Source organism: Acidovorax sp. GW835-FHT14B10 (assembly GCF_058793725.1).
Genome location: NZ_JBXAGC010000011.1, coordinates 74,724 through 93,302, shown reverse-complemented (window position 1 = coordinate 93,302; position 18,579 = coordinate 74,724). Strand labels below are relative to the sequence as shown.

Below are 18,579 nucleotides of genomic sequence, written 5' to 3'. Positions count from 1 at the left end.
GGGTTTGCCAGATGGCTGGCAAACCCAGGCCGGCGGGCTTTTTTATTGCGGCGCGGGCGCTGGCAAGCGTTCGGTGGGGCTCGGAGGTGCGGGTGGCACGCGCATGGCCGTCACGGAGCGTGGGTTTCCCCGCGGAGAGGGGCAATACGACGGCAGGCTGCGTTGCCCGGCACTTGTCACGCCGTGCCGTCAGGCCCCGGCGCGGAGTCGGACGCTTGGCTGTGCAGTGCCTGCGGCCCGGATTTTTCGGGCGGCTCAAAACAGTCGCGGAACGTGAACACCACGGACGTGAAGAACATGGCCGCCATCATCATGGCCGTGCCGACCATGATGCCGCCCACCACGGCGGTGAGGCCGCCCACGGCCAGCAGGCCCGCTACCAGGCTGACCACCAGGCCGCCCAGCAGAAACACGCCCATCCATGCGAGCCCATAGACCATAAAGGCACCAAAATTACGCAGGCAGGCCACGATGCTGAAGAACAGGCTTTTCACCGGCGGCACGCCATGCCAGTGCACCAGGCCTGGCGCGTGCCAGAACAGCAAGGACAACGGCAGGTACAGCAGCATGGACAGCCACATGGCGCCCTGGAAGGCAGGCGTCTCGGCCATCTCGCGGCTGAGGGGGGCGCCGCCCAGGTACACCTGCGCGAACTGGCCGCCGTCGACCAGCGCCGAAAGGCCCATCACCCCGAGAAACCCTAGCGCATACAGCGCGCCGAGCACCAGCATGTCGCGCAGGCGCTGGCGCCCGGTGCGAAAGGCCACCAGCAGTACGGCAGGCGTGGGAAAGCGGCCCTGCACGGCCTCGGCGGCGGCCACCATCATGGCCAGCGTGGCCGAGGGCAGCAGGGCCAGCGCCACGGCGGGGCCGATCAGCGGAATCATGGTGGCCAGGGACATGGCGGCCATGGTCATGAAGAACAGGGCCGCGAGCGCCATGGGTTGCCGCCAGAACGCCCGGATACCAAGCTTGACCCATTCCAGGCCGGTGCGTGCGGGGACGATGTGGAGTTTCATGGGGAGGGGGTGACAATCAGGAGAGGGCCCGGCACCCGGGGTGGCGGGGCAGCACCGGTGAATTTAACCCAGCGCCCCCAAAGGCCTCCGGGTTGAAGGGGTTCAGGCATGCACCGGGTGCGCAATGCGGTCTTGCAGAACGCGTTCGAAATGCGTGGGGTCGTGCGGGGTGAGCATCGCTGCCTCGCGCGGCAGGTAGAAATCCCACAGCCGCGAAATCCAGAAACGCAGGGCGCCCGCCCGCAGCATGGCGGGCAGCAGCCCGCGTTCGGCTGCCGTCAGGGGGCGCTCGGCTTGGTAGGCGTCGAGCATGCGGGCGGCGCGGGTGGCGTCATGGGCGCCCTGTGCCAAGTCGATGCACCAGTCGTTCAGGCAGACGGCCAGGTCGAACAGCCAGGTGTCCACGCCCGCGAAATAAAAGTCGAAGCAGCCCGTGAGTTCTTCGCCATCGAACATCACGTTGTCGCGGAACAGGTCGGCATGCACCGGGCCGCGCGGCAGCGCCGCGTAGGCCGACGATGCGGCCACATGGTTCTGGTAGGCCAGTTCGGAGCGCAGCAAGGCCGCCTGCTGCGGGCCGATGTGGGGCAGCACCACGGGCACGGTTTCATTCCACCAGGGCAGGCCGCGCAGGTTGGGCTGGTGCCGGTCAAAATCGCGCCCCGCCAGGTGCATGCGCGCCAGCAGGGTGCCCACGGCCGCGCAGTGCACGGGCTGCGGCAGCAGCTGGCTCTTGCCGCGCAGCTTGTTCACCACGGCCGCAGGCTTGCCGCACACGGTGTGCAGGATGTCGCCGTTCTGGTCGGCTTGCGGGTCGGGCACCGGCATGCCGTGGTGGGCCAGGTGCTTCATCAGATGCAGGTAGAACGGCAGCTGCTCGGCGGTGAGGCGTTCGAACAGCGTGAGCACGAATTCGCCCTGGTCGCTGGTGAGAAAGTAGTTGGTGTTCTCGATGCCACCCTCGATGCCGCGCAGCGCCACCAGGTCACCCAGATGCAAACGGCGCAGCAGTTCGCGCGCCTCATTCGTCGAGACTTCGGTAAAAACGGCCATCGCTCAGCGCAGATACGGGATAAAAAGAGGAAAGAGGGGGCAGCCAGCGCGCCGTGTCAGAACTTGATGACGTTCCAGACGCGCGGGGCGGTGTTGGTTTCGGCGCCGTTGCGGCTGCCGGCCCGGCTGCGCGCTCCGTCGGGGGACTGCACTTCGTATTCGGGCATGTCGCCCGTCTTGGGTTGCACGGTGATGCTCTGGGTCTGGCCGCCCACGCGCAGTTCGTCCACGCGGCTGCCCTCGTCTTCCACGCGAATGCGTTCGGTGCGCTGGTTCTTGCGGCCGTCCAGTTTCTCTGGATTTGGGAGCTGCTCGCGCTTGTCTGCATTGCCTTGAGGGGTAATCGAAGGGGTGGTCTGGGCCAGCAGGGGGCTGGTGGTCAGGCCCAGCAGCAAAAAGAGGTGAACAGCGCGCATGGCGCCATTGTAGGCGGGGCGTGCCGGCAAGGCAGCGCATCGCCCGGTGCCGCCCAGCGGGGATAGTTCTTTTTGTTTCCGCACGGCTGCCAACCCGTGGCAAGCGCGCCGGAGTGTTGCCGGAAAACCGCTCAGGGATGTTGGGGGCAGGTGCCGGCCTCGCACGGCACGGTACGCTGGCCGATGAAGGTGCGGAAGTTCTTGCCCAGCTGCCCCATCTGCTCGCAGACATCGCCCCGGGCGTCAAAGGCGAAGCCCTGGGCGCCGCTGGCGTTGAGCAGTTCCACCCGCTTCAGGGCCAGTTGGGCGAACTGCTCCGGGTTGTGCCATTGCTCGGCGCAGATGTTGTGGAAGACGAAGGTTGCGTACACCAGTTCGGTGACGGCCGGCTTGTCCATTTGCAGCCGCAGCACGCCGTTGTCCAGTTGCACCGTCTTGAGCGTGTTCCCGCGCAGTGCCTTTTGCAGCGGCACCGGAACGTTCTTGAATTCCGTGTCCGCCATTGCCAGCGTGCACGCCGCGCCGACCAGCAACGCCAGCAGTTTTTTCATGGGTTGACCTTTTTCAGTGAAGACGCCGCCGCAGCCTTGCGGCACGGCGCCGTGCCTGGGAAGGGGGCTATTTTGCCGGTTTTCATGCCCTGCGCCGAGGGCCGGGGCATGCCGGTGCGCGTGGGCGCCCGCTGGCAGCGGCTTGCTGTGACAATCGCCGCATGAGCGACAAAAAGACCCTGCTGCTGGTGGATGGCTCCAGCTATCTCTACCGCGCCTTCCATGCCATGCCCGACCTGCGTGCTGTGCCGGGCGACCCGGCCAGCCCCGCCACGGGCGCCATCCGCGGCATGATCAACATGATGCAGGCCCTGCGCAAGGAGGTGCATGCCGACTACGCCGCCTGCGTGTTCGACGCCAAGGGCCCGACCTTCCGCGACGCCATCTACCCCGCCTACAAGCAGCAGCGCAGCCCCATGCCGGACGACCTGCGTGCACAGATCCCGCCCATCCACGAGGTGGTGCGCCTGCTGGGCTGGACGGTGCTGGACGTGCCCGGCGTGGAGGCCGACGACGTGATCGGAACCCTGGCCGTGACGGCCGCGCGCCAGGGCATCGAGGTGATCGTGAGCAGCGGCGACAAGGACCTGGCGCAGCTGGTGAACGAACACATCACCATCATCGACACCATGAACGGCAAGCGCCGCGACCTGGCCGGCGTGGAGGCCGAATTCGGCGTGCCCGCGCGGCTGATGGTGGATTTTCAGACCCTGGTGGGCGACCAGGTGGACAACGTGCCCGGCGTGGAAAAGGTCGGTCCCAAGACGGCGGCCAAGTGGCTGCAGGAATATGGCTCGCTTGACGCCGTGGTGCAGAGCGCCGACAAGATCAAGGGCGTGGCCGGCGAGAACCTGCGCAAGGCGCTCGGCTGGTTGCCCACGGGCCGCCAGCTGCTGACCATCAAGACCGACTGCGACCTCGACGGCTGGGTCGAGGGCCTGCCCCGGCTGGATGCCATCACCATCGGCATGCCCGACACGCCCCGGCTCAAGGACTTCTACGAACAATACGGCTTCAAGGGCCTGGCGCGTGCCCTGGGGGGCGATGTGCCGGCCGCGGCCCCCGTTCCCGTGGTCGCCATGCCGGGCGAAAGTGGCGACCTGTTCGCCGACCACTCCGCCAGCCCCGTGGCCGAGGCCGCGCAGCAACGCGCGGTGGTGTACGACACCATCCTCAACTGGACCGACTTGGACCACTGGCTGCAGCGCCTGATGAAAGCCGAGCTGGTGGCGCTGGACACCGAAACCACTTCGCTCGACGAAATGCGCGCCGAAATCGTCGGCATCTCGTTCAGTGTGCAGCCCGGCGAGGCGGCCTACATTCCGCTGGCCCATGCCGGGCCCGATGCGCCCGCGCAATTGCCGCTGGCCGAGGTGCTGGCGCGCCTCCAGCCCTGGCTGCAAGATGCCAAGTGCCACAAGCTCGGCCAGCACATCAAGTACGACCGCCATGTCTTTGCCAACCACGGCATCGAGGTGCAAGGCTATGTGCACGACACCATGCTGCAAAGCTACGTGCTCGAAGTGCACAAGCCGCACAACCTCACCAGCCTGGCCGAGCGCCACACGGGCCGTACCGGCATCAGTTACGACGACCTGTGCGGCAAGGGCGCGCACCAGATTCCGTTTGCCCAGGTGCCCGTGGACAAGGCCGCGGCCTACTCGTGCGAAGACTCCGACCAGACGCTGGACGTGCACCACGCGCTGTGGCCGCTGCTGCAGGCCGACGACAAGCTGCGCGCCATCTACGAACTGGAAATCGCCAGCAGCGAGGCGCTCTACCGTATCGAGCGCAACGGCGTGCTGATTGATGCCCCCACGCTGGCCGCGCAAAGCCACGAGCTGGGCCAGCGCATCGTGCAGTTGGAAACCGAGGCCTACGCCATCGCGGGCCAGCCCTTCAACCTCAGCAGCCCCAAGCAGCTGGGCGAAATCTTCTTCGACAAGCTGGGCATGCCCGTGGTGAAGAAAACCGCCACCGGCGCGCGCAGCACCGACGAGGAGGTGCTGGAAAAGCTCGCGGAGGACTACCCCCTGCCCGCCAAGCTGCTGGAGCACCGCAGCCTGGTCAAGCTCAAGGGCACCTACACCGACAAGCTCGCCCAACTGGCGCTGCCACGCACCGGCCGCGTGCACACGCACTACGCGCAGGCCGTGGCCGTCACCGGCCGCCTGTCGAGCAACGACCCCAACCTGCAGAACATCCCCATCCGCACGGCCGAGGGCCGGCGCATCCGCGAAGCCTTCGTGGCCCCCACGGGCTGCGTGATCGCCAGCGCCGACTACAGCCAGATCGAGCTGCGCATCATGGCCCACCTCAGCGGCGACCACGCGCTGCTGCATGCCTTCCACGCCGGGCTGGACGTGCACCGCGCCACCGCGGCCGAGGTGTTCGGCGTGGAGGTGGGCCAGGTCACCAGCGAGCAGCGCCGCTACGCCAAGGTCATCAACTTCGGCCTGATCTACGGCATGAGCAGCTTTGGTCTCGCCAAGAACCTGGGCATCGAAACCAAGGCCGCCGCCGCCTACATCGACCGCTACTTCCAGCGCTACCCCGGCGTCAAGCAGTACATGGACGGCACCAAGGCCGCCGCCAAGTCCATGGGCTATGTCGAAACAGTGTTTGGCCGCCGCCTGTACCTGCCCGAAATCAACTCGCCCAACGGCCCGCGCCGCGCCGGCGCCGAGCGCGCGGCCATCAACGCGCCCATGCAGGGTACGGCGGCCGACCTCATCAAGATGGCCATGGTGAAGGTGCAGCAGGTGCTGGACGCTGAAAAGCCCGCCATCAAAATGATCCTGCAGGTGCACGACGAACTCGTGTTCGAGCTGCCCGAGGGCGAGGTGGACTGGCTCAAAAGCCACATCCCGCGCCTGATGGCCGGCGTGGCCGATCTCAAGGTGCCCCTGCTGGCCGAGGTGGGCGTGGGGCCCAACTGGGACAAGGCGCATTGAGCCCCAGCGCAGGAACCGACACGGCGCAGGCAAAGGGGTCAGGTCACGACGCAGGCAGGGGGGCATTACCAAGCCCCCAAGCCCCCAAGCCCCCAGGCATCCAACCATTCACCAGTCGTCCTACAGATTTTTAAGTATTTTTAGTCTCCAGCGCTTATCCAGCAAGCGCCACCAGCGCTCAAACCAGAAGCAGATGCAATCTCCCCCGCCCACCCTGCGCCCCGCCACCTGGACCCCCGCCATCCGCATGGGCCTGTCGATTTCCGCCGCCACGGGGCTCTACGGCATCTCGTTTGGCGCGCTGGCCGTGGCGGCCGGCCTCACGGTATGGCAGGCCATGGCGCTGAGCCTGCTCATGTTCACCGGCGGCTCGCAGTTCGCCTTCATCGGCGTCATCGCGGGCGGCGGCGCGGGTTCTGCCGCGCTGGGCGCCGCCGCGCTGCTGGGCGTGCGCAACGCCGTCTATGGCATGCAGCTGAACGGCATGATTGCCCCCACCGGCTGGCGCAAGGCCGTGGCCGCGCAGCTCACCATCGACGAATCCGCTGCCACGGCCTCGGGTCCAACCGAACCTGCGGAGCAGCGGCGCGGCTTCTGGACGGCGGGCGTCGGCGTGTTTGTGCTCTGGAACCTGTTCACCCTGCTCGGTGCCGTGCTGGGCGACGCCCTGGGCGACCCGCGCCGCTGGGGCCTGGACGGTGCTGCCGTGGCTGCCTTTCTGGCCCTGCTGTGGCCGCGCCTGAAACAGCGCGAACCCGTGGCGCTGGCCGTGGTGTGCGGCGTGGCCACCGCCCTGGCCGTGCCGCTGCTGCCGCCCGGCCTGCCCATTTTGCTGGCCGCCGTGGTGGGTGCCGCCTGGGGCTGGTGGGTGCGCAGCCCGGATGCGCCGCCCGTCCGAGGGGAGGGCGCGCCATGACGCTCTGGACCGCCATCGTGCTGGCCTGTGCCGTCACCTACCTCACCAAACTCGCGGGCTACGCCGTGCCCGCCCGCTGGCTGCAAAACCCCCGCATGGCCCGCGTGGCGGGCGCCATCACCGTGGCCCTGCTGTCGGCGCTGACGGTGATGAACACTTTTGCTTCAGGTACCGCTTTGGTGCTGGATGCGCGGCTGGCAGCCCTGGCCGTGGCCGCGCTGGCTTTGTGGCTGCGCCTGCCGTTTTTGCTGGTGGTGGTGCTGGGGGCGGTAGCAGCGGGGGTGGTGCGGTGGTGGGGGTGAGGGAGTGCCTTGCCCCAATCGATCACCTCACCCGCCCGCTTTCATTGATCGCAGGACTGGAATAGCCGCCCTTCCACTGGACACCACAGGCTTCGGAGCACGCCAGACAGCTTTTCGGATGAGGAAGTAGGGATGCAGGGAAAGCGGATCGCAAACCGCATCGGTAAACTCATCCAGCCACGGGCCATCCAGCCACCGTTCCCACCAGCCTTCTCCTCGGAGTCCCTGCATGCCTGACACCACCCCCTACACCCCACCCGCCATCTGGCAGTGGAACAAGGAAAGCGGCGGCAAATTCGCCAGCATCAACCGCCCCATCGCCGGCGCCACGCACGACAAGGAGCTGCCGGTGGGCCGCCACCCGCTGCAGCTGTATTCGCTCGCCACGCCCAACGGCGTCAAGGTGACTGTCATGCTGGAAGAGCTGCTGGCGCTGGGCCACGGCGGTGCCGAGTACGACGCCTGGCTGGTGCCCATTCAGGAAGGCGCGCAGTTCAGCAGCGGTTTCGTCGCCGTGAACCCCAACTCGAAGATTCCGGCGCTGATGGACCGCAGCGATGGTGCCAACCCGGTGCGGGTGTTCGAGTCCGGCGCCATCCTGCTGTACCTGGCGGAAAAGTTTGGCGCCTTTGTGCCCAAGGAGACCGCCCGGCGGGCCGAGTGCCTGTCGTGGCTGTTCTGGCAGATGGGCAGTGCGCCGTTTCTGGGCGGCGGGTTCGGGCACTTTTATGCGTATGCGCCCGAGAAGTACGAGTACCCCATCAACCGCTACGCCATGGAGGTCAAGCGCCAGATGGATGTGCTCAACCAGCGCCTGGCCGCGCACGAATACCTGGCGGGCGATGCCTACACGGTGGCCGATATTGCGGCCTGGCCGTGGTATGGCGCGCTGGCCAAGGGCCAGCTTTACGAGGCGGGTGAATTTCTGCAGGTGCAGGAATACACCCATGTGGTGCGCTGGGCCGACCAGATTGCCAAGCGCCCGGCCGTGCAGCGTGGCCGCAAGGTCAACCGCACCTGGGGCGAGCCGGCCAGCCAGTTGCATGAGCGCCATGACGCCGGCGATTTCGACACCAAGACCCAGGACAAGCTGGCGCCTGCCGTTTGAACGCCCTGAAGGAGAAGTTGCCATGATCACCCTGTACGACTGCGCCACGGCGCCCAGCCCGCGCCGGGCCCGCATCCTGCTGGCCGAAAAAGGCGTTGCCCACGATACCGTGCCGGTGGACCTGCGCAGCGGCGAACAGCTGGGCGAGGCCTATCGGCGCATCAACCCGCAGTGCACGGTGCCCGCCCTGCGCACCGACGATGGTTTGCTGCTGACCGACAACGCGGCCATTGCGGCGTACCTGGAAGCGCGCTATCCCAACCCGCCGCTGCTGGGCGAGACGCCCGCGGAAAAGGCCGAGATCGCCAGCTGGAACTGGCGCGTGGAGTTCGAGGGCCTGCTGGCCATTGCCGAGGCGCTGCGCAACAGCGCTCCCGCCATGGCCAACCGGGCGCTGCCAGGCGCGGTGAACTACCCGCAAATCCCCGCGCTGGCCGAGCGCGGGCTGCTGCGCGTGGCGCAGTTCTTCACGCTGCTGAACGAACGCCTGGAGGGCCGCGACTTTGTGGCCGCCGACCGCTTCAGCGTGGCCGACATCACGGCCGTGGTGGCGGTGGACTTTGCGCGCGTCGTCAAGCAAAAGCCCGGCGAGCAGCACCCGCACCTGCTGCGCTGGCGTGCCGCCATGGCGCAGCGGACGTCGATGTCTCTTTAATCTCCTCATGAGCGCAGCCAAGACCCTGTTGATCGTTTACCACTCGCTCACGGGTGGCACGCGGCAGATGGCCGAAGCGGCGCGCGCCGGTGCCGCCGCCGAAGCGGGCTGTGAGGTGCGCCTGCTGCATGCCGCCCAGGCCGGGCCTGCCGATGTGCTGGCGGCCCAGGGCTATGTGTTTGCCACGCCCGAGAATCTGGCGGCGATGAGCGGGCAGCTCAAGGATTTTTTTGACCGCAGCTATTACGCCGTGCTCGACCAGGTCAACGGCCGTCCCTACGCCAGCCTGGTTTGTGCGGGCAGTGATGGCAGCAACGCGGCGCGCCAGATCGCGCGCATTGCCACCGGCTGGCGCCTCAAGGCCGTGGCCGAGCCGCTGATCGTGTGCACCCACGCGCAAACGCCCGAGGCCATCCTGGCGCCCAAGCAGATTGGGGAGGAAGACCTGGCGCGCTGCCGGGCGCTGGGTGAGGCGCTGGCGACGGGGTTGGTGCTGGGGGTCTTTTGATGGGCTATTGGGTTGGTAGTTGATGGCGCTTATCCAGAAAGCGCCAGAGGCCGATTTGGCCTGAATCTAGGGGGTGCCGCCTCAGCGCCACGCCGTGGCCACCAGCTGGCTGTAATGCACGCCTTTTCTTCCCAGCAATTGCTCGAACACCGCCGGGTTGCCTACGTTGTCGCTGCCCAGCATGGCCAGGGTTTCGCTGCACCAGGGTGATTGCGGCACCGCGTCGCCCAGGCGCGCGCTTAAGTGCGTCAGCGGCTCGGGCAGGCGCAGCACGGTGGCGGCGCGGTGGCCCAGTTGCTGGCGCAGGCTGGCGATGAAGTCGCCCATGGTCAGGGCCTCGGGGCCGGTGCATTCGATGGTGCCGGTCTGCTGAAGCGCCGGGCCGAGCAGCGCGACCACGGCGTCGGCCAGGTCGTGCACCGAAACGGGCTGCACGCGCGCGTCCAGCACTGGGCCGGGGAACAGCGCCACCGGCAGGCGCGCCAGGTTCATGAATAGCGCACTGCTGGCGCCGCCTTTGCCAAACACGATACTGGGCCGCAGGATGGCGGGGCGCAGTTTGTTCTGTGCTGCCAGGCCTTTCAAATGCGCCTCGGCCGCCAGCTTGGTCTGGGCATAGCGCGTGGCACTGCCTGCGATGCCCAGCGCCGAGATCTGCACCACGCGCTGCACGCCGGCCTGGGCGCAGGCGTCAAACAGGGCGATGGCGGTGTCGCGCATCACGGCGTCGATGGGGCGCTCGCGCGTGTCGCGCAGCACGCCCACGGCGTTGACCACGGCGTCGATGCCCGCCAGGCGCGGCAGCCAGGCGGCAGCCGTGGTGTCGTGGGCAAAGTCCATGGGCACCTGGCCGGGCTGCAGTGTGCGCTGGCGTGGCGACACACCGCCGCGCACGGTGTGGCCCGCGCGCTGCAGCGCCGCTTGCAGGGTGTGGCCGATGAAACCGGTGGAGCCGGTGAGAAGGATGTGCATGGTGCGACCCCCGAAAACTGCGAAGGGTTTGACAATAGACCGGTTTGCGATTTTTTGCCCGGCCATGCCCGCGCGGGGGCGCAGGCCCCATTTGCCCTGGGCCGCTGCCTGGGTTTTCGCCAATCCTCGCCTTGGCGGTGAAAAAACACCGGCATCCCTCTTGACACGGTTGCTAAGATGAAAATTGCCTTGGCCGGCGGCATGGCCGTCGCCAGGGTTTCGCAGTTCGTGGTGTACCCCGGCGCGCCGCACACGTTGCATGCCGACTACCGCGCACCAGCCGCCCCGGCCGCAGCGGGGGGGGGGGCTTCTTTCGGGGTGCATCAGGCACCGGATCTTGATCAAAAAATGCCCCTGGGGCATATACAAAAAGCGCAAACAGCTATGACTTTGGCAGCAATCATTTTGGCCACCCTGGCGGCAGGTATCGGTAGCGTATGGGTGGCAGCGCTGCTCATGGGCGCAGGGCTGCGAGGCGGTGGCGGCAGCGTGGGGCCGCAGCGCCTGCTCAGCCTGGCGGCGGGCGCCTTGCTGGCAACGGCCTTCATGCACCTGCTGCCCGAGGCGTTTGAAAGCCATGTGGACGCCCACGACCTGTTCGCCACGCTGCTGGTGGGCCTGGTGTTTTTCTTTCTGCTCGACAAGGCCGAGCTGTGGCACCACGGCCACGAGCACAACCATGGGGCGCTGCCTGCCAACGGGCATGGCACGACAGGGCACGATCATGCAGTGGCCGTGCAGCAGAGGCATGACCATGACCAAGCCCATTCCCATGATCATTCCCACCACCATGGTTCCAAGGCCGGGGGCTGGGCCGTGCTCACCGGTGACAGCGTGCATTGCTTTGGCGACGGCATCCTGATTGCCTCTGCCTTCATGGCCGATATGCGGCTGGGGGTGATTGCCGCGTTTTCCGTGCTGGCCCACGAGGTGCCCCACCACATGGGTGACCTCGTGGTGCTGCGCCAGACCAGCCCCAACCGGCGCATGGCGCTGGTCAAGGTGTCGCTGGCCGGTGCCGTCACGGCGCTGGGCGGGCTGGTGGGGTATTTCCTGGTGGGGCAGCTGCACGACTGGCTGCCGTATTTTCTGGTCGTGGCGTCGAGCAGCTTTGTCTATGTGGCCCTGGCCGATCTGATTCCGCAGCTGCAAAAGCGCCTCTCGGCGCCCGAAACGCTGACCCAGATCGTCTGGCTACTGGTGGGCATGGGGCTGGTCATGCTGGTGAGTGGGGCGGCGCACGTCCACTGATCGCCGTCGCGTCGAGTGGGGGAGGGAGGCTCAGTGAGTTCAGGTGCCCGGCGCGCATTGCGCGTGCTGCCCTGGCGGGGCGATGCCAAGCGCTGGTAGATCGAGCAGCGCTGCGGGCTCCGTATGCAGCGGGTCATGAGTGAGGTCGGCATGGTCCACCGCATACTTCATGAGCGCCGCCTGCCCATCGATGCGCAGCTTGCGTCGCAGGTGGAGCCGGTGGGTCTCGACGGTGCGCACCGAGGTGCCCATCAATGCGGCGATTTCCTTGTTCGAGCGTCCCTCCGACACCCATTGCAGCACGCTCGCCTCGCGCGGCGTGAGCGAGCGGTTGGAGCGCGCCACGCTGCCCGCGTCGTCCAGCAACTGCTCCAGGCCCGGGCTGAAATAGCACTCCCCCCGATGCACCGTCTCGATGGCCTCAATGAGCTGTTGCGCGGGTGCATCCTTGAGCACGTAGCCGCGCGCGCCCAGCGACACCGCGCGGCGCACGTACTCGGCATCGTCGTGCATGGACAGCACCAGCACGCGCACAAGCGGGAACTGTTCGCGAAACAGGGCCGCGAGGTGGATGCCGCTGGCGGCAGGCATGCGGATGTCGGTCAGCACGATGTCGGGAGCAAGGGCATGCGCCAGCGGCAGCGATTCGCCCACGCTGGCGGCTTCGCCGGCAACGCAGATGCGCCCGGTGGCCTCCAGCCGCATGCGCACGCCGTCGCGCACCAGAGGGTGATCATCCACGAGAAGAATGCGGATCGGAAGGGTCATGCGGCCATCTGCGAAGCGTCGAAATCGTCGGTGGGTGTGGACGCGGATGCAGGCGCGGTGCGGCCCTGCGCGGCGAGGTCGAGCACGGCCACGATGCGGGTGCCGCTCGGGTCCGAGGCAATGGAAAACTCGCCGCCCAGGCCTTCGATGCGCTCGCGCATGTTGCGCAGGCCGATGCCGTTCTGGCCGTCGCGTTGCACGCGCCGCACGTCAAAGCCCCGGCCATCGTCGCGCACCTGCAGCGTCACGCGGCGGCGCTGGAATTGCAGCACCACCTCCACCCGGGCAGCTTGCGCATGGATTTGCGCATTCGTGACGGCCTCCTGTACCACGCGGAACAGCGCCGTGCTGTGGCTGGTGGGCAATGGCAGTGCCTGGCCTCGCGATGCGAAGCGCATGTCGAACACGCCCTGGTTTTGCACCTGCTGGCTCATGAGCGCGAGCGCAGGGGCCAGGCCCAGGTCGTCGAGCAAGGCCGGGCGCAGGGCGTGCGACACGCGCCGGATCTCGAGCAGTGCATGGTTGAGCCGCTCCAGCCCCTGGTCCAGCATGCGGCGCGGGGCTGGCGGATCCTGTGTGCCTGGCGTGGGCAGCTGCGATTGGGCCGTTTCCAACATGAATTTGGACGACACCAGCACCTGCACCACACCGTCGTGCAGCTCGCGCGCCACGCGCACGCGCTCTTCTTCCTGCGAATGCACCACCCGCTGGGCCAGCCGGCGCAGCTTGGCGCTGGAGACGCGGTGGTCACTCAGGTTCAGCGCCAGCCCGGCCACGCCGATCAGCACGATGCACAGGGCCGCGATGCCGTAGATGCGCCAGCGCGTGCCGGCGATGTTCTCCTGGGCGCCTTCATCGATCTTGCGCAAAGCATTGTGTACATCGTCGAGGTACAGGCCCGTGCCCACGGCCCAGTCCCAGCCGGGCACCGACGCCACGTAGCCCAGCTTGGGCACCATGAGCTGGGACGAGGGTTTTTGCCAGCTGTAGCGCACCAGGCCCCCTCCATTGCGGGCCGTGTCGAGGATGAGGCGTGCGGGCAATGCGCCATTGGGGCTGTCGGGGTCGCACAGGTCCACGCCTTGCAGGCCCATCTGCCGGGCATCGAGCAGCACCTTGCCGTCCTTGTCGTAGACGAAGAAATAGCCGTCCTGCCCGAACTGCATCTGCGCCAGCATGGCCAGTGCCTGCCGCTGCTGGACCTGCAGGGCATCGCCATTGTTCACGATGCGCGCCAACGCACTGTGGGCCAGTTGCACGTAATGCCGCAGCTCGGTTTCCTTGTTGTGCAGATAGGCCGACTCCACCAGTTCCCGCTCCTGGTGCGCCAGCTTCAGGGTCTGGTGCTGCACCGTCACCGCGACCAAGCCCAGCGCGACCACGATGGGCACCACAGACAGGAGCGTGATTTTCAGCCGGAGTTGCATGGGCAGGTGAGGAGGGGGCCCCCAACTATGGGTTGGTCTTGATTTTTGTCAATGGGATTTGTTCCCATGGCCCAACGCTTCGCAGGGACGGAATGCATTGCACACTGGATGCGCGCGGCGAAATTCCGGTGCAGGTATCGGCTGTGGTTGAACGCTTATTCACCAACGCGGGTAATGGTGGCCGATGCGGCCTGTGAAAATCCAGGATGGCATTTTTTGATGGACAGTCTGCGTTTTTTGGGGCCATTCAATGAATCAATGGATTGATTGGCTGAAAGCTCTGGAGAGGGCGTGGCGGGACCGGTTTGCATGGGGCGGTCCTTTGCCCGTTGGTGGCCAGCCACCGCCTGCCGGATGGGTGCGCTACAGGCGCCGCGGCTGGCCGCCAGTAGTGACGTACTGCCTGCGTTTGCACAGGGGAGGCGGCGACGACCAGAGAGCGTGGGCAGAGGCATCCGGTCCGTGCGATCTGGTGCGTTTGGGCGGCGGTCTGCGTAGTGTTGCGTAGGGGAAAAAGCGATTATCTTTTCGTGGAACCGCTTCCTAGAATTTCTCCGAGAAGCGACCTTGGTAGAGCACCGTGCGAAGAACCAGGTCGTCTCGAGTGCTGCGGTATTTTTGAATATCGGATTGGAGTTTGATTCCCGGTATTTAGGGTATTCGCAGGTGTTGGGTTCTTTCGGAGGAATAACCATGGATATTCGAAAAATGCGGCGTCTGGCAGCGGCCCTCGGCGGCGGCATGCTGGCGGTGGCCCTGGTGGGTTGCGCTGCGCCGGGCAAGCGCGAAGTGCTGTCCACCACGCAGATCTATCCGGCGATCGGACCCTATTCGCAGATGGTGTCGCATGGCAACACCATCTATTTTTCAGGGGTGCTGCCGCTGAACGCCGCGGGCACGGCCGTGAACGGAACCACCATCGAGGAGCAGACCCGCGCCGTGCTGGATTTCATTGGCGCCAAGCTCCGCTCGCAGGGGCTGTCCTATGAGGACGTGCTGGCCACTTCGGTCTACATGAAAGATCTCAATGAATTCGCCGCCATGAACAAGGTGTATGGCGAATATTTCCGCAGTGCGGCGCCGGCCCGCGCCACCGTGGAGGTTGCGCGCTTGCCGCGCGACGTGAAGATCGAAATCGCTGCCATCGTCGGCCGCCGCTGAACCCCCACCTCGACAGGAGTCACCGTGAAAGAAAACACCTCAGTGATGGCGGCCCCCGCGGCCGCAGGCATGCCTCTTGACGGGGGGGACGATTCCCGCCGCTGGACATCCAAGCGGCGGGATTTCCTGCGCATTCTGGGCTATGGCGCCGGAGCGGCCGCCCTGGGTCCGCTGGCGGCCTGCGGCAGCAGTGGCGCCGCCACCGTGTCCGAAGCCCTGCGCGAGCAGCTTATGAAAGACGAGGCTTTCTGGACTGGCGTACAGAACATGTTCACGCTCAAGCCCGAAAAGACCTACATGAACATCGGCACCGCCGGCTCCATGCCCAAGCTGGTGCTGGACGTGTTTGATACCGAGAACCGCAAGAAGGCCGCCGATTCGGGCAATGGCTACAGCAATCTGCTCGACCTGCGCAGGCAGGTGGCGCCCGGCTTTGGCGTGGACCCCGATGAGCTGGCCTTCTCGGCCAATACATCCTCGGGCATGTGCCACGCCATCCTGGGCATCGACTGGAAGGCGGGCGACGTGGTCGTCACCACCAACCACGAGCATGGTGGTGGCGACACGCCGCTCAAGATCGCCCAGGACCGCTATGGCATCGAGGTTTCGCGCATCGCGCTGCCCGTGGGCAACCAGCAGACCGCCGCCACCTACGTGAGCCTGTTCGACGAGCGCGTGCGCGCGCTCAAGGCCGCGGGCAAGCGCGTGCGCGCCATGATGTGGTCCTCTCCCACCTACAAGACCGGCACCATGCTGCCCATTGCCGACCTCATGGAGGTGGTGAAGGCGCACGGGCTCATCAGCATCGTCGATGGCGCCCACCTGTCGGGTATGATGGCTTACAACTATGGCGAGCTGGGCATGGATTTCATGTCGGGTGCCGGCCACAAGTGGCAGTGCGGGCCGAGCTCCACGGGCATCCTGATCGTGCGCAACAAGATCCGGGCCTCGAACCCGCTGCCGCTGCCCAAGTGGTATCCGGTCCACACCAGCGCCTACCAGGCGCTCGAGCGCACGACCACCAGCAAGGAAACCTACGACGTCGCGGCGTCCGTCACCTCGTGTGGCAGCGTGCATACGCCCATGTTCCAGGCGCTGGTGCAGGCCTGCGCGCAGTGGGACAGCATTGGCCGCAAGAAGATCGAGACCTACGATCTCACGCTGGCGTCCTACCTGAAAGAGAAAATTGCCGAGCGCTGGGGGGTGGATGCGCTGTATTCACCCAAGGACGACCCCAAGCTGCTCTCGGCCCTCACCTCGTTCAATCCGTTCCAGAACAAGGACGATGTGATGAATGCGCAGAAGTCCAGCACCTTCGTGGCCCGCATGCTCAGCGATTACCCGCAGGGTTTCGTGATCCGCAGTGCGAACTTCTCCGTCATCGGCGCGGTGGCCGACCATTACGGCGTGCGCGTCTCGACGCACCTGTGGCACGACGCGCGCGACATCGACCTGCTGGTCGACGCCATGTGGGATCTGTCGCGCAAGATGTGACGCACACCGGCCGCACCTGGATGGGTTCGACTGCACCCATCCGGCGCACGCGCCAGGCGGCGCGCCCACGAGGCGTGCCGCCTGGCGCATCTGCATTCAACCCGCCAGTTCCTCGCGTACTGCGGCCACCTGGCGCCGCGACACCATGAGCAGCTCGGCCAGCCCCTGCAGGCGCACGGCCCAGCCCTCACCCTCTTCGGGGTCGTAGTGTTTCTCCAGCGCGCGCACGGCGCGGCGCGCCACCAGCGCGTTGCGGTGGATGCGCAGGTAGCGCGGGGCGAACTTGGTCTCCAGTTCGCTCAGCGAGCCATCCATGATGTAGCTGCGCGTGGCGGTGCGCACGGTCACGTATTTCTGCTCGGCCTTGAAATACAGCACCTCGGCCAGCGACAGACGCTCGGTGCGGCCCCGGTCCTGTATCAGCAGGGTTTCGCCTTCTGGAACGCCGGGCGCTGCCGCCGGTGCGGGGCTGCGGCTGTTGCGCCGGGCCTTGGCCAGGGCCTGCAGCAGGCGTTCGCGCCGCACGGGCTTGGTGAGGTAGTCCACGGCGTCGAGTTCGAACGCGCTCACGGCGTGGTCGGTGTGGGCGGTTACGAACACCACGGCCGGGGGGTGTGCCAGCGCCTGCAGGGCGTGGGCCAGGCACAGGCCGTCCTGGCCGGGCATGTGGATGTCCAGCAGCACCAGATCGAACGCCCGCCCGCCAGTGGGGGTGAGCTGCGCCAGGGCCTCGCCCGTGTTGGCTGCTTCGCCCACGGTGCATGGCACGGTGTCCTGGCAATCGCCCAGCAGGGTGCGCAGTCGGCCGCGGGCCAGGGCTTCGTCGTCAACGATGAGGGTGTTCATGGAGGGGAGCGGCGCGGGGTGGGGGTTCGGGCTGCCTGGGCAGGCGCGGTGCGCTGGGGTACGCCGGTGGCCGGCAGGGTGATGCGCACCTGGTACAGGCCATCCTGCACGCCCGCGCTGAACGCGCCCTGCACATCGTGCAGCAGCGCCAGGCGGGCGCGCACATTGTCGAGCGCAATGCCGTGGCCCCTGGTGGCGGTGTCGTCGCCCTCGCCGTTTTTGCCTTCCGTGGAGGGCAGGGTATTGGTGATGCGCACCACCACGCGGCTGCCGCGCAGCTCGGTCAGCACGCGCAGCTTGCCGCCGCGGGCGCTGGGCTCCACGCCGTGCTTGACGGCGTTTTCCACCAGCGGCTGCAGCAGCAGGGGGGGCAGGCGGGCGTTGTCGGTGCGCGGGTCCAGGTTCCATTGCACCTGCAGGCGTTGGCAAAAGCGCACTTCCTCGATGGCCAGGTAGCGCCGCGCGAGCGTGATTTCTTCGGCCAGCGTGACCGATTCGCTTTGCTCGACCAGCGCATGGCGGAACAGATCGCTCAGGTCTTCGAGCAGCGATTCGGCCTTGGCCGGCTCTTCGCGCACCAGGGCGATGGCGCTGTTGAGGGTGTTGAACAGAAAGTGCGGCCGGATGCGCGACTGCAGCTCGGTCAGGCGCGCCGTGGTGGCCGCCGGGGTGCGCCCGCGCGCGCGCATCACCAGGGCGGCCACCAGCGCCGCCGACAGCAGTGCGCCGCTGGCCGCGCTGGCCAGCCAGGGCGGCTGCTCCGCCATGCCCACCAGGGCCAGCATGGCGCAGGCATACAGCCCCGCCAGGGTGCCCAGCGCCACGCCCGCCGCAAATTGCCCGTTCGTGTCCAGGCGCTGCAGCAGGGTCTTAAGGCTGCAGGCGGCAATCAGCCAGACCAGCGTGGCGGGCAGGGCGCCGCTGGTGAGCAGCGACACGCGGGCCAGCCACTCCAGCGGTGTGCTGGCGCCATACATGGCGCCCACGCCGAGCACGATTTCCACAAACAGCACGGCGCGCAGCACCACGCCCACATGGCAGGCATCGAACACCAGCGCCCGCTGCACTTTGCCCAGCAGGCGCGGCTTTGCGGGCGCCAATTCCAGGTCCAGGGGCTGGGTCGATAAAATTTGCTTGTTTTGCATTGCGGCATCCGGGTGTTCCGGGTGTCAGTTCCA

At 66.9% G+C, this 18,579-nt stretch carries 19 protein-coding genes; 9 read left to right on the top strand and 10 right to left on the bottom strand.

Annotation, left to right across the window (positions count from 1 at the left end):
* Positions 1 to 176 precede the first annotated feature (176 nt).
* From AC1Q5S_RS10585 to AC1Q5S_RS10570, 4 genes are all read right to left on the bottom strand, one after another.
* Positions 177 to 1,019, bottom strand: coding sequence for a BPSS1780 family membrane protein (locus AC1Q5S_RS10585; RefSeq protein ID WP_422205102.1), 843 nt, complete (start codon positions 1,017 to 1,019; stop codon positions 177 to 179).
* A gap of 102 nt (positions 1,020 to 1,121) precedes the next feature.
* Positions 1,122 to 2,072, bottom strand: a complete 951-nt coding sequence (locus AC1Q5S_RS10580; RefSeq protein ID WP_303837846.1) for a homoserine kinase — start codon at positions 2,070 to 2,072, stop codon at positions 1,122 to 1,124.
* 56 nt (positions 2,073 to 2,128) lie between these two features.
* Positions 2,129 to 2,488 (bottom strand): hypothetical protein, encoded by a 360-nt coding sequence (locus AC1Q5S_RS10575; protein WP_492238835.1) that lies wholly within the window; start codon positions 2,486 to 2,488, stop codon positions 2,129 to 2,131.
* Between the two features lie 131 nt (positions 2,489 to 2,619).
* Positions 2,620 to 3,039 carry a hypothetical protein gene (locus tag AC1Q5S_RS10570; protein WP_492238834.1) on the bottom strand — a complete coding sequence of 140 codons (420 nt, stop codon included), beginning with the start codon at positions 3,037 to 3,039 and terminating at the stop codon, positions 2,620 to 2,622.
* A gap of 161 nt (positions 3,040 to 3,200) precedes the next feature.
* Between AC1Q5S_RS10570 and polA the strand changes: the two genes are divergently transcribed.
* The 6 genes from polA to AC1Q5S_RS10540 all read left to right on the top strand — a co-directional run bounded on the left by polA (position 3,201) and on the right by AC1Q5S_RS10540 (position 9,482).
* Positions 3,201 to 5,993 (top strand): DNA polymerase I, encoded by a 2,793-nt coding sequence (gene polA, locus AC1Q5S_RS10565; RefSeq protein WP_303837841.1) that lies wholly within the window; start codon positions 3,201 to 3,203, stop codon positions 5,991 to 5,993.
* A gap of 193 nt (positions 5,994 to 6,186) precedes the next feature.
* Complete coding sequence (locus AC1Q5S_RS10560) at positions 6,187 to 6,909, top strand: AzlC family ABC transporter permease (protein WP_492238833.1); 723 nt, start codon at positions 6,187 to 6,189, stop codon at positions 6,907 to 6,909.
* Positions 6,906 to 7,211: an AzlD domain-containing protein gene (locus AC1Q5S_RS10555; protein WP_303837978.1), complete on the top strand. Its 306-nt coding sequence runs from the start codon at positions 6,906 to 6,908 to the stop codon at positions 7,209 to 7,211. Before AC1Q5S_RS10560 ends, AC1Q5S_RS10555 begins: the two co-directional genes overlap by 4 nt.
* A gap of 229 nt (positions 7,212 to 7,440) precedes the next feature.
* Positions 7,441 to 8,319 carry a glutathione-dependent disulfide-bond oxidoreductase gene (gene yghU / locus AC1Q5S_RS10550; RefSeq protein WP_303837976.1) on the top strand — a complete coding sequence of 293 codons (879 nt, stop codon included), beginning with the start codon at positions 7,441 to 7,443 and terminating at the stop codon, positions 8,317 to 8,319.
* Between the two features lie 22 nt (positions 8,320 to 8,341).
* The gene (locus AC1Q5S_RS10545) at positions 8,342 to 8,974 is read left to right on the top strand and encodes a glutathione S-transferase family protein (RefSeq protein ID WP_303837974.1); all 633 of its coding nucleotides are present in this window, start codon (positions 8,342 to 8,344) and stop codon (positions 8,972 to 8,974) included.
* Between the two features lie 7 nt (positions 8,975 to 8,981).
* Complete coding sequence (locus AC1Q5S_RS10540) at positions 8,982 to 9,482, top strand: flavodoxin family protein (RefSeq protein ID WP_303837972.1); 501 nt, start codon at positions 8,982 to 8,984, stop codon at positions 9,480 to 9,482.
* Between the two features lie 81 nt (positions 9,483 to 9,563).
* On the opposite strand, the gene AC1Q5S_RS10535 is transcribed toward AC1Q5S_RS10540, so the two are convergent.
* Positions 9,564 to 10,454, bottom strand: a complete 891-nt coding sequence (locus AC1Q5S_RS10535; protein ID WP_303837971.1) for an NAD-dependent epimerase/dehydratase family protein — start codon at positions 10,452 to 10,454, stop codon at positions 9,564 to 9,566.
* Between the two features lie 384 nt (positions 10,455 to 10,838).
* Between AC1Q5S_RS10535 and AC1Q5S_RS10530 the strand changes: the two genes are divergently transcribed.
* Complete coding sequence (locus tag AC1Q5S_RS10530; RefSeq protein ID WP_303837970.1) at positions 10,839 to 11,705, top strand: ZIP family metal transporter; 867 nt, start codon at positions 10,839 to 10,841, stop codon at positions 11,703 to 11,705.
* 39 nt (positions 11,706 to 11,744) lie between these two features.
* On the opposite strand, the gene AC1Q5S_RS10525 is transcribed toward AC1Q5S_RS10530, so the two are convergent.
* The 3 genes from AC1Q5S_RS10525 to AC1Q5S_RS10515 all read right to left on the bottom strand — a co-directional run bounded on the left by AC1Q5S_RS10525 (position 11,745) and on the right by AC1Q5S_RS10515 (position 14,211).
* On the bottom strand, positions 11,745 to 12,473 hold the full coding sequence (locus AC1Q5S_RS10525) for a response regulator (RefSeq protein WP_303837968.1): 729 nt from the start codon (positions 12,471 to 12,473) through the stop codon (positions 11,745 to 11,747).
* Positions 12,470 to 13,900 (bottom strand): cache domain-containing protein, encoded by a 1,431-nt coding sequence (locus AC1Q5S_RS10520; RefSeq protein WP_492238832.1) that lies wholly within the window; start codon positions 13,898 to 13,900, stop codon positions 12,470 to 12,472. Before AC1Q5S_RS10520 ends, AC1Q5S_RS10525 begins: the two co-directional genes overlap by 4 nt.
* 155 nt (positions 13,901 to 14,055) lie before the next feature.
* Complete coding sequence (locus tag AC1Q5S_RS10515; RefSeq protein WP_303838292.1) at positions 14,056 to 14,211, bottom strand: hypothetical protein; 156 nt, start codon at positions 14,209 to 14,211, stop codon at positions 14,056 to 14,058.
* 382 nt (positions 14,212 to 14,593) lie between these two features.
* Here AC1Q5S_RS10515 and AC1Q5S_RS10510 point away from each other — a divergent pair, with 382 nt between their 5' ends.
* Positions 14,594 to 15,061, top strand: a complete 468-nt coding sequence (locus AC1Q5S_RS10510; RefSeq protein WP_303838289.1) for a Rid family detoxifying hydrolase — start codon at positions 14,594 to 14,596, stop codon at positions 15,059 to 15,061.
* A 45-nt stretch (positions 15,062 to 15,106) separates the two neighbouring features.
* Positions 15,107 to 16,555, top strand: coding sequence for an aminotransferase class V-fold PLP-dependent enzyme (locus AC1Q5S_RS10505; RefSeq protein ID WP_492238854.1), 1,449 nt, complete (start codon positions 15,107 to 15,109; stop codon positions 16,553 to 16,555).
* 96 nt (positions 16,556 to 16,651) lie between these two features.
* On the opposite strand, the gene AC1Q5S_RS10500 is transcribed toward AC1Q5S_RS10505, so the two are convergent.
* Together AC1Q5S_RS10500 and AC1Q5S_RS10495 are read right to left on the bottom strand one after the other, a co-directional pair.
* Positions 16,652 to 17,401, bottom strand: coding sequence for a LytR/AlgR family response regulator transcription factor (locus AC1Q5S_RS10500; RefSeq protein WP_492238831.1), 750 nt, complete (start codon positions 17,399 to 17,401; stop codon positions 16,652 to 16,654).
* Positions 17,398 to 18,546, bottom strand: coding sequence for a sensor histidine kinase (locus tag AC1Q5S_RS10495; protein WP_303835869.1), 1,149 nt, complete (start codon positions 18,544 to 18,546; stop codon positions 17,398 to 17,400). The genes AC1Q5S_RS10500 and AC1Q5S_RS10495 overlap by 4 nt, the downstream gene beginning before the upstream one ends.
* Positions 18,547 to 18,579: the final 33 nt, after the last annotated feature.

Bases quoted from the DNA above. Each gene is read 5' to 3' on its own strand.
- AC1Q5S_RS10515 (WP_303838292.1), bottom strand. From the start codon at position 14,211: ATGCAAACCGGTCCCGCCACGCCCTCTCCAGAGCTTTCAGCCAATCAA.
- AC1Q5S_RS10495 (WP_303835869.1), bottom strand. From the start codon at position 18,546: ATGCAAAACAAGCAAATTTTATCGACCCAGCCCCTGGACCTGGAATTG.
- AC1Q5S_RS10575 (WP_492238835.1), bottom strand. From the start codon at position 2,488: ATGCGCGCTGTTCACCTCTTTTTGCTGCTGGGCCTGACCACCAGCCCC.
- AC1Q5S_RS10505 (WP_492238854.1), top strand. From the start codon at position 15,107: ATGGCGGCCCCCGCGGCCGCAGGCATGCCTCTTGACGGGGGGGACGAT.
- AC1Q5S_RS10525 (WP_303837968.1), bottom strand. From the start codon at position 12,473: ATGACCCTTCCGATCCGCATTCTTCTCGTGGATGATCACCCTCTGGTG.
- AC1Q5S_RS10535 (WP_303837971.1), bottom strand. From the start codon at position 10,454: ATGCACATCCTTCTCACCGGCTCCACCGGTTTCATCGGCCACACCCTG.
- AC1Q5S_RS10585 (WP_422205102.1), bottom strand. From the start codon at position 1,019: ATGAAACTCCACATCGTCCCCGCACGCACCGGCCTGGAATGGGTCAAG.
- AC1Q5S_RS10580 (WP_303837846.1), bottom strand. From the start codon at position 2,072: ATGGCCGTTTTTACCGAAGTCTCGACGAATGAGGCGCGCGAACTGCTG.
- AC1Q5S_RS10570 (WP_492238834.1), bottom strand. From the start codon at position 3,039: ATGAAAAAACTGCTGGCGTTGCTGGTCGGCGCGGCGTGCACGCTGGCA.
- yghU (WP_303837976.1), top strand. From the start codon at position 7,441: ATGCCTGACACCACCCCCTACACCCCACCCGCCATCTGGCAGTGGAAC.
- polA (WP_303837841.1), top strand. From the start codon at position 3,201: ATGAGCGACAAAAAGACCCTGCTGCTGGTGGATGGCTCCAGCTATCTC.
- AC1Q5S_RS10500 (WP_492238831.1), bottom strand. From the start codon at position 17,401: ATGAACACCCTCATCGTTGACGACGAAGCCCTGGCCCGCGGCCGACTG.
- AC1Q5S_RS10520 (WP_492238832.1), bottom strand. From the start codon at position 13,900: ATGCAACTCCGGCTGAAAATCACGCTCCTGTCTGTGGTGCCCATCGTG.
- AC1Q5S_RS10510 (WP_303838289.1), top strand. From the start codon at position 14,594: ATGGATATTCGAAAAATGCGGCGTCTGGCAGCGGCCCTCGGCGGCGGC.
- AC1Q5S_RS10530 (WP_303837970.1), top strand. From the start codon at position 10,839: ATGACTTTGGCAGCAATCATTTTGGCCACCCTGGCGGCAGGTATCGGT.
- AC1Q5S_RS10555 (WP_303837978.1), top strand. From the start codon at position 6,906: ATGACGCTCTGGACCGCCATCGTGCTGGCCTGTGCCGTCACCTACCTC.
- AC1Q5S_RS10545 (WP_303837974.1), top strand. From the start codon at position 8,342: ATGATCACCCTGTACGACTGCGCCACGGCGCCCAGCCCGCGCCGGGCC.
- AC1Q5S_RS10540 (WP_303837972.1), top strand. From the start codon at position 8,982: ATGAGCGCAGCCAAGACCCTGTTGATCGTTTACCACTCGCTCACGGGT.
- AC1Q5S_RS10560 (WP_492238833.1), top strand. From the start codon at position 6,187: ATGCAATCTCCCCCGCCCACCCTGCGCCCCGCCACCTGGACCCCCGCC.